Origin of the sequence: Streptomyces sp. NPDC058092, from assembly GCF_042884935.1 — a bacterium.
GTDB lineage: Bacteria > Actinomycetota > Actinomycetes > Streptomycetales > Streptomycetaceae > Streptomyces.
The window spans coordinates 242,277-249,912 of the sequence record NZ_JBHVSY010000012.1 but is presented as its reverse complement, the minus strand read 5'-3'; the positions used below and the strand labels follow the sequence as shown (position 1 = coordinate 249,912).

The window sequence follows — 7,636 nt, the reverse complement described above, 5'->3', positions numbered from 1 at the left end:
GGTACTGCAGGGGGGACCCTGTGGGAGAGTAGGACGCCGCCGAACTCCTTTTACGGAAAGCCCCGTGCCCTTGTGGCACGGGGCTTTTCTGCGTTTACCCCTCTTTGCTGTCAGGCGGGGGTGACCAGATGGGTGTCGTAGGCCAGGATGACTGCCTGTACGCGGTCGCGGGATCCCGTTTTGGCGAGGATGCGCGTGACGTGCGTCTTCACCGTTGATTCGGCGAGGTGGAGTCGTTCGGCGATTTCCGTGTTGGTCCAGCCCCGGCCGATGACCGTGAGGATCTCCCTCTCCCGCTCGGTGAGGGGCGCGATGCGTTCGTCCAGGGTGGCGGGGCCGCCGGGAACGGTCGGCAGATGCTGCACATACGCGTCCAGGAGACGGCGGGTCAGGCTGGGGGCGACCACCGCGTCGCCGCTCGCCACGGCGCGGATGCCGGAGAGGAGTTCCTCCGGCAGCGCGTCCTTGATGAGGAAGCCGCTGGCGCCGGCGCGGAGGCCGTCGTACGCGTACCGGTCGAGGTCGAACGTCGTGACGATGAGGACGCGGGTGCGGGAACCGGCCCTGATGATGCGTCGGGTGGCTTCGATGCCGTCCAGGAGCGGCATGCGGATGTCCATCAGCGCCACGTCCGGACGGTGCCGGGAGACGAGGTTCAGGGCCTCGTGGCCGTTCGCGGCCTCGCCGACGACGGTCATGTCGTCCTGGCTCTCCAACAGCATGCGGAAGCCGAAGCGTTGCATCGGCTGGTCGTCCGCGATGAGCACGGTCGTCACGAGGGTGTGTCCTCCAGGGGGAGTCGGAGCCGGACCCGCCAGCCGGCCGCAGAAGCAGCCGAAGTCGTGGCGATGGCCGCCGGTAGCAGCGGGCCTGCTTCGAGTGTGCCGTCGTAGAGGGATGCCCGTTCGCGCATCCCGGTGATTCCCTGGCCGCCGCCGGGGCTACTGCCCTCGGGCCCACCGCAGGTGGTGCCCGTGTCCGTGATCAGGGCTTCCAGTTCCGTCGTCCGGTAGGTGAGCGTGACCTCCGCTGTCAGCGACGGGTCCCCGCCGCCGTGCTTCAGCGTATTCGTCAGGGCCTCCTGGACCACCCGGTAGACCGTCAACTGGCGGCCCGCGGTGGGCGGGGACAGCGGGGGCGTGCCGTGGACGCGCAGGCGCACGGGGAGGCCCGCCGTGCGGACGCCGGTGAGGAGCGCGTCGAGGTCGTCGAGGGTCGGCTGCGGGGCGCGGTCGGCCTCGGTGGGGTGGTCGCGCAGGACGCCGAGCAGGCGGCGGAGTTCGGTGAGGGCCTGGCGGCTCGTGGTGCCGATGGCTTCCAGGGCCTGGGCGGCCCGGTCCGGGCTCCTGGCCGCCGCGTAGGCGCCGCCGTCCGCGAGGCCCGTGATGACGGACAGGTTGTGGCCGATGATGTCGTGCATCTCGCGGGCGATACGGGTGCGTTCGGCGGCCGCCGCGAGCTGGGCCTGCTGGTCGCGTTCGAGTTCCAGCCGGCGGGCGCGGTCGACCAGGGCCTCCGTGTACTCCTTGCGCGTACGGACCACGATCCCCAGCAGGGACGCGAGCGCGAACGCCCAGAGGTGAGGCACGAAGAGCAGGTCCCAGGTGTGCGGGAAGCGCAGCATGCCGACGACGAGCGGGGCGGTCACCAGGGCGCCCGCCCGCACCAGGGTTCGCATGGACAGGCGTAGCGCGATGTTGAAGACGACGATTTCCTGCAGGTACGCGGCCTGGACGACGGCACCCGTCCAGACATTGGCCAGGGCGAACGGGGTCATGAACACCAGCACGGCCACGGGATGCGTGCGGCGCCACAGCAGCGGTGCGGAGAACGCCAGGCTCATCACCAGCACCAGTGGTTCGGGCGCCCGGGGGTCCATGGCCACGGTGCGCCAGCCGCCGGAGGTGAAGTCGAGTACCGCGAACATCACCCAGAACGTGGTGAGCAGCCCGTTCCAGACCACCGGCCGACGCAGGTCGAAGGCTCGGACGCGCTGGAGCAGGCGCTGGACGTGTCCGGTGAGCGGGGCGCCGCCCGGGTCCGGGCCGCGGTTCTCGTCGTCGTCCGTCACGCGTCCATCCTCGCGTCCGGGCGGCCCCGTCGTCATGCGTCGCGTCGGCGCAGCAGCAGGGCGGCCGCGCCCAGGGTAGTACCGGCCCAGAGGCACAGGGCGAGCAGGGCCCCGTCCACGGGGGCCTCGCCCGGGAGCGGGGTGGCGGAGCCGAGGGCGCCCGCCGCCTGGGTGGGGAAGTACGTGACGGCGCTCTTCACGGCGTCGTACGGGAGCATGGAGAGGACCTCGGGCAGGATCATTACGCCCCCGATGAATGCGCCGATCGCACCCGGCACCGAGCGGATCAGGGCGCCGAGTCCGAGCGCGATCAGGCTCAGCAGGGTGATGCCGGCGGCGTTGCCGACGACCGCGCGGAACACGCCCGGGTCGCCGAGCGAGGCCGCCTGGTCGGTGTCGTGGAGCAGGAGCTGGGCGGCGACGAAGGTGATCAGGGCGGTGGTGAGCATGACCACGAAGACGGTGACGGTGAAGACCGCCGCCTTCGCCCACAGGACCGGGAGCCTGCGGGGGACCGCGGTGAGCGAGGCGCGGATCAGGCCCGTCGAGTACTCGCCCGCGGTCACCAGGATGCCCAGCACCACGGTGCACAACGTACCGAGCACCGAGCCGTAGAGGACCAGGACCACCGTGTCGACGTCGGAGTCGCCACCGCCGGACGTGTACGTCGCGCCCATGACCAGGCCGACGGCGAGAACCAGGACGGACGCCGAGACCAGAGTGATCCAGGAGGAGCGCAGGGAGTGGAGTTTTTGCCATTCGGAGCGCAGGACCCGGGTGGTCGTGACTCGGTAGGGGTTTTGATCAGGGCGTCGGCTCGGGTGGCTGACTGCGGTGGTCATGCGAGGGCTCCGGTCGGTTCGGGGGTGGTGGTCCGGTACTCGACCGACTCCTGCGTCAGGTCCATGAAGGCCTGTTCCAAGGAGGCGGTGCGCGGCGTGAGTTCGTACAGGGGGATGGCGTGGGCGGCCGCGGTGCGGCCGATGTGTGCCGCGTCCGTACCGCGGATCTCCAGCTCGTCGGGGGAGGCGGCCGGGCCGGTGGTGATCTCGATGCCGGGGCCGGTGAGGAGCCCGCGCAGGGCGTGGGTCTGCGGGGTGACGACCTTGACCGAGGCGCCGCCCGCCATGGCGACGAAGTCGGCGATCGTCGTGTCGGCGAGGAGCCGGCCGCGGCCGATGATGATCAGGTGGTCGGCGGTGAGGGCCATCTCGCTCATCAGGTGCGAGGAGACGAGGACCGTACGGCCCTGCTGGGCAAGGGATCCGAGGAGGTTACGGATCCACAGCACGCCCTCCGGGTCGAGACCGTTGACCGGCTCGTCCAGGATGAGGGTGGCCGGGTCGCCGAGCAGGGCGGCGGCGATGCCGAGGCGTTGGCCCATGCCGAGCGAGAAGCCCTTGATCCGTTTGTGGGCGACCGTGTTCAGGCCGGCCAGGTCGAGGACGTGTTCGACGCGGCCGCGCGGGATGCCGTGGGTGTGGGCGAGCGCCATGAGGTGGTTGAAGGCGGTCCGGCCGGGATGGACGGAGCGGGCCTCCAGGAGCGCGCCGACCTCGGTGAGCGGTGCGCTGTGGGCGGCGTACGCGCGTCCGCCGATCGTCGAGCGGCCGCGGGTGGGTGCGTCCAGGCCGAGCAGCATGCGCATCGTCGTGGACTTCCCGGCGCCGTTCGGGCCGAGGAATCCGGTGACGGCGCCGGGCCGGACCGTGAAGTCGAGGTCCTGGACGACGGTGGTGTCGCCGTACCTCTTGGTGAGTTCGTATGCCCTGATCATGCGGCCGACGCTACGGAGGCGGCGCGCGGCGGGCGTCGGACCTGGGGCGGGATATGGCGGGGCGTGTAGTACCGGGGTACGACGGCGCCCCGGCCGTCGTGGGCCATGAAAGTTGTTTGCGCAGGTCGGGCGGGCGGGACAGGATCGGCGGATGGAACATGAGATACGAGCAATACGCGCGGATGAATGGCCCCTGGTCAAGGAGTTGCGGCTGGCCGCCCTGCGGGACCCGGTGGCGCCGGTGGCCTTTCTGGAGACGTACGCGCAGGCCGCGGCCCGGTCCGACGAGTTCTGGCAGGACCGGGCGCTCGGCTCTTCCGAGGCCGGGAGTGGTGAGGTGCGGCAATTCGTCGCCGTCGCGCCCGACGGGCGGTGGGACGGCAGCGTCACCGTACTGATCGAGCGGCCGGACGCGGAGGTGCGGTTCGGGGAGGCGGCCGATGTCCACCAGGCGCATGTGGTCGGCGTGTTCGTACGGCCCGAGGCGCGGGGCGAGGGCCTGGCCGAGGCGTTGTTCCGGGTCGGGACGGACTGGGCGTGGTCGTTGGGGGAGCCGCGGATCGAGCGGGTGCGGCTGTATGTGCACGAGGGCAACGCGCGGGCTGCGGCGTTCTACCGGCGGATCGGGTTCGTGGCCACCGGGCAGTCTGTGCCCGTGCCGGGCGACCCGTCCGCTCGGGAGTTGGAGTACGCGGTGGAGCGGCCGGCGGTGTAGGCGCGGGGAGTGGGGCGCGGGGTGCGTACGGTCAGCGTGGGCCGGTGAGGTCCTGGGACCAGCGGGCGCGGGCCTGTTCCTGGGAGCGGAGGAGGGCCAGCGTCGGCAGGCCCTGGGCCTGGCCGGTCGACAGCAGTTCGGGGAGCCGGGGCAGCGGCGCCACCGCGGCGACGTCGTCGAGTACGAGCGTCATTGGTGGGTCGAGCCGACCGTCGGTTGACCGTGCGGCCATGCGGCGGCCGTGCTCGACCACGTGCGATGCGAGTGCCGTGAGCAGGGGCATTGCTCCGGGGCCCGAGCGGGGATCCTCGATCGATTCGCCCAGCACATAAAGAGTGCCCCCCTCGCGCGCGAAAGATTCCAGCGCGAGCGAATCGGCCCGGTTGGGTGTGCAGGCCTCGCGGATGTGGACCGAGGAGAGCGCGGCGAAGGCCCGTACCGTCAACGCCTGTGCCACCTCACGGCGTTCGGGGTAAGCGGTGAGTGCGGACTCCAGCAGACCGGCGAGTCCGGAGGCCGCCTTGGGGTGGGTACGGAGCAGCCGCACCGGTTCGTGGGCGCCGCCGCCGATGGCCCAGCGGTGGACCTGGCGGAAGGGCCTGCCGTCGATGGCGGCGGCGTGCAGCCAGCACTTCAGGAGCGTTTCCGCGGTGTCGGCCGTCGCCGCGTCGATACGGGCCTGGGGCCGGACCGGGGCGAGGAGTGCGGTGGCGCGGGCGGCGGCCGTGTCGGGCTGCTCGCAGCCGGCCGTGGGTGACCAGTGGAGGCGGGCCGGGGTGTCGCAGAGGTGGCCCGGGTCGTAGACGAGGACCGGGCCGAGCTTGGCGCGGGCGTCCTTCGTCTCGCCCCAGACGGTGGGGTCGGAGGTGACGACGAGCGCGGGCCCGTCGGCCTCCTGGATCGCCTGGACGACGGTGGGGCGGCGGGTGGCGGCCGGCCCGTAGACGACGAGGGGGGTACGGGGGGACGGGAGAGCGGGGAGAGCGGGGAGGAGAGTGGTTGCGGATGTGGTGTGCTCGACGGGGGCGGGGGCGGGGACGGGGGGTGGGGCGGGTTCCGGGGCAGTGGACTCCGGAGCGGTGGGTTCCGGGTGCGGGTGCGGCTCCGGGGTTGGTTGTGGCTGTCGTTGCGGTGGGGTGTGGGCCTCGGGCCGGGGCTTGTGGTGCTGGGACCGTACGGGCGAGACGTGCTCGTCCCCGTAGCTGTCCTCGTCCCCGTACTGTTCGCTGCGCCGCCGCGCCCGTACCGCCCGCCAGCGGGCCACCACGCCCAGCACGAACACCGTCAGCACCAGCAGCACCATCAGTTCGCCTATGAACAGGCCCCAGAACAATCCGTACCCGGAGAGTTCGTCCGCCGGGGTGTTCGGCCAGGCGGCCGGGAGATCGTGCGGTGTGGTGACGAGCTGACGCATCGCCAGGGGCGTCTCGGTGAGCGTGACCCCCTCCGGCCAGGCGCCGTGCGCGAACAGTCCGGCCAGGCCGGTGGCCGTCCACGCCAGGAGCGTGAGCCCGAGCAGGAAGGCCAGCAGGCCGATCAGCAGGCCGTCCGGGATCCCGCCGCTTCCGGCACCGCCGCTGCCGTCGGTACGTACCTCGCCGCGCCCCGCCATGTCATGCCACCGTTGACTCGGACGACTTGTTCAGTCGTTGCTGGTGCTCGATCCGTGCTGCACGCTGTTCCGCCTCCAGGTCGGCGGCGAGTACGTCCTCCGGGAGGAGTTCGGCCGTGGAGGACTCGGTCATCGCGCGGTCGGTGAAGACCAGCGGGCGTTCCGCCTCGGTGATCAGGTGTTTGACCACCTGGACGTTGCCGTTGACGTCCCAGACCGCGATGCCGGGGGTGAGGGTCGGGATGATCTCGACGGCCCATCGGGGGAGGCCGAGGACGCGTCCGGTGGCTCTGGCCTCGTCGGCCTTCTGGGCGTAGATCGTGCGGGTCGAGGCCATCTTGAGGATCGCGGCGGCCTCGCGGGCCGCCGCTCCGTCGACGACGTCGCTCAGGTGGTGGACGACGGCCACGAACGACAGCCCCAGCCGTCGCCCGAACTTCAGCAGACGCTGGAAGAGCTGGGCGACGAACGGGGAGTTGATGATGTGCCAGGCCTCTTCGACCAGGAAGATGCGTTTCTTCCGGTCGGGCCTGATCCAGGTGTGCTCCAGCCAGACGCCGACGATCGCCATCAGGATCGGCATCGCGATCGAGTTCCGGTCGATGTGCGAGAGGTCGAAGACGATCAGCGGGGCGTCGAGGTCGATGCCGAAGCTCGTCGGTCCGTCGAACATGCCGCGCAGGTCACCGTCGACCAGCCGGTCCAGGACGAGGGCGACATCCAGGCCCCAGGCCCGTACGTCGTCTATGTCGACGTTCATCGACTCGGCGGACTCGGGCTCGGGGTGGCGCAGTTGGTCGACGATGTCGGTCAGGACCGGCTGCCGGTCGGTGATCGTCTCGTTGACGTACGCGTGGGCGACCTTCAGCGCGAAGCCGGACCGTTCGTCCAGGCCGTGTCCCATCGCGACTTCGATGATCGTACGGAGCAGGGCGAGCTGGCCGGTCGTGGTGATCGCGGGGTCGAGCGGGTTGAGCCGGATGCCGCCGTTGAGCGCGGAGGTCGGGTCGAGGCGGATCGGGGTGAGGCCGAGCTCCTGCGCGATGAGGTTCCACTCGCCGACGCCGTCCTCGCCCTGGGCGTCCAGGACGACGACCTGGCGGTCGCGGAAGCGGAGCTGGCGGAGCACGTACGTCTTCTCCAGTGCGGACTTGCCGTTGCCGGACTCGCCGAGCACCAGCCAGTGCGGGGCGGGCAGCTGCTGTCCGTACAGCTGGAAGGGGTCGTAGATGTAGCCCTTGCCGGAGTACACCTCACGGCCGATGATCACGCCGGAGTCGCCGAGGCCGGGGGCCGCGGTGGGCAGGTAGACGGCTTGGGCCTGCCCGGTCGACGTACGGACGGGCAGCCTCGTCGTCTCCACCTTCCCGAAGAGGAAGGCGGTGAAGGCGTCCGACAGCGCGGACAGCGGATCTCGCATGGCGTGACCGACCTCCCTCTCGTTTCTCTCGGTTGTCTGCC

7 protein-coding genes are annotated in these 7,636 nt (G+C 71.1%); 1 reads left to right on the top strand and 6 read right to left on the bottom strand.

Going from position 1 to position 7,636, the window contains the following annotated elements; genetic code table 11:
- Nucleotides 1–110: 110 nt before the first annotated feature.
- Genes ACFVV1_RS21825 through ACFVV1_RS21810 form a run of 4 tightly spaced genes read right to left on the bottom strand, consistent with a single transcriptional unit; the run spans nt 111 to nt 3,848 of the window.
- Nucleotides 111–776 (bottom strand): response regulator, encoded by a 666-nt coding sequence (locus ACFVV1_RS21825; protein ID WP_389991539.1) that lies wholly within the window; start codon nt 774–776, stop codon nt 111–113.
- On the bottom strand, nt 773–2,107 hold the full coding sequence (locus tag ACFVV1_RS21820; RefSeq protein ID WP_389991536.1) for a sensor histidine kinase: 1,335 nt from the start codon (nt 2,105–2,107) through the stop codon (nt 773–775). Before ACFVV1_RS21820 ends, ACFVV1_RS21825 begins: the two co-directional genes overlap by 4 nt.
- The gene (locus tag ACFVV1_RS21815) at nt 2,104–2,913 is read right to left on the bottom strand and encodes an ABC transporter permease (RefSeq protein ID WP_389991534.1); all 810 of its coding nucleotides are present in this window, start codon (nt 2,911–2,913) and stop codon (nt 2,104–2,106) included. Before ACFVV1_RS21815 ends, ACFVV1_RS21820 begins: the two co-directional genes overlap by 4 nt.
- Nucleotides 2,910–3,848, bottom strand: a complete 939-nt coding sequence (locus ACFVV1_RS21810; RefSeq protein WP_389991531.1) for an ATP-binding cassette domain-containing protein — start codon at nt 3,846–3,848, stop codon at nt 2,910–2,912. The genes ACFVV1_RS21815 and ACFVV1_RS21810 overlap by 4 nt, the downstream gene beginning before the upstream one ends.
- A 151-nt stretch (nt 3,849–3,999) precedes the next feature.
- Here ACFVV1_RS21810 and ACFVV1_RS21805 point away from each other — a divergent pair, with 151 nt between their 5' ends.
- Nucleotides 4,000–4,563 (top strand): GNAT family N-acetyltransferase, encoded by a 564-nt coding sequence (locus ACFVV1_RS21805; protein WP_389991528.1) that lies wholly within the window; start codon nt 4,000–4,002, stop codon nt 4,561–4,563.
- A 31-nt stretch (nt 4,564–4,594) separates the two neighbouring features.
- Here ACFVV1_RS21805 and ACFVV1_RS21800 read toward each other — a convergent pair whose 3' ends face one another.
- Nucleotides 4,595–6,175, bottom strand: a complete 1,581-nt coding sequence (locus ACFVV1_RS21800; RefSeq protein ID WP_389991525.1) for a type IV secretory system conjugative DNA transfer family protein — start codon at nt 6,173–6,175, stop codon at nt 4,595–4,597.
- Nucleotide 6,176: 1 nt separating this feature from the next.
- The gene (locus ACFVV1_RS21795; protein ID WP_389991522.1) at nt 6,177–7,595 is read right to left on the bottom strand and encodes an ATP-binding protein; all 1,419 of its coding nucleotides are present in this window, start codon (nt 7,593–7,595) and stop codon (nt 6,177–6,179) included.
- Nucleotides 7,596–7,636: the final 41 nt, after the last annotated feature.